Source organism: Bradyrhizobium hipponense (genome assembly GCF_008123965.1).
GTDB classification, from domain to species: domain Bacteria; phylum Pseudomonadota; class Alphaproteobacteria; order Rhizobiales; family Xanthobacteraceae; genus Bradyrhizobium; species Bradyrhizobium hipponense.
Genome location: NZ_VSTH01000275.1, coordinates 1 through 822, shown reverse-complemented (window position 1 = coordinate 822; position 822 = coordinate 1). Strand labels below are relative to the sequence as shown.

The following is an 822-nucleotide window of genomic DNA, read 5'->3' as shown; positions in this document are numbered from 1 at the left end:
TATCTCGTGAATAGAAAGCGGCAGAACAACCAGCAAGTGCTGGCCTTGGAACCGAAGGACCGGGGGTGAAGCTCCGGCGCACGGTGACGAGGAGACCGAACCACTCATGGCGAAATCAGCCACCGAAAACTCGGCTTTCACAGAATAACTAATGGAGGAGGTGTGCGACCGAGAGAACCTCGAAAGAGCGTGGAAGCGCGTTAAAAGGAACAAAGGAAGCCCTGGCGTTGATGGGATGACCATCGACGACGCGAAGGCATTCCTGCGTCAGCACTGGCCAAACATTCGGTCTCAACTGCTCGACGGGAACTATCGGCCGCAGCCGGTTAAGCGGGTCGAAATCCCGAAGCCGGATGGCGGGGTCAGGAAACGCGGCGTCCCCTGTGTCGTCGACCGCCTGATTCAACAAGCCGTGTTGCAAGTTCTCCAAGAGCGATGCGATCTGACGTTTTCGGAGCACAGTTTCGGATTTCGGCCAGGGCGGTCCGCTCACCAGGCTGTAGCCTAGGCACAGCGTTACGTCGCCGATGGCTACAACGTAGTGGTTGATCTCGACTTGGAAAAATTTTTCGACCGAGTTAACCACGACATCCTGATGTCGCGCGTCGCCGCACGGATACCCGATAAACGCGTGCTCAAGCTTATCCGGGCATTCCTGAATGCCGGGGTATTGGAAGACGGTTTGGTCCGACCGGTGGACGAAGGGACCCCGCAAGGCGGTCCGCTCTCGCCCTTCCTCAGCAATATCGTGCTCGACGATCTCGACAAGGAATTGGCTCGACGTGGTCACCGGTTCTGCCGTTACGCGGATGACTGCAACAT

1 pseudogene is annotated in these 822 nt (G+C 57.5%); it reads left to right on the top strand.

Annotated elements, in window-relative coordinates:
- Positions 1-148 precede the first annotated feature (148 nt).
- Positions 149-822: pseudogene (gene ltrA, locus FXV83_RS44825) on the top strand (group II intron reverse transcriptase/maturase); the annotation flags it as partial.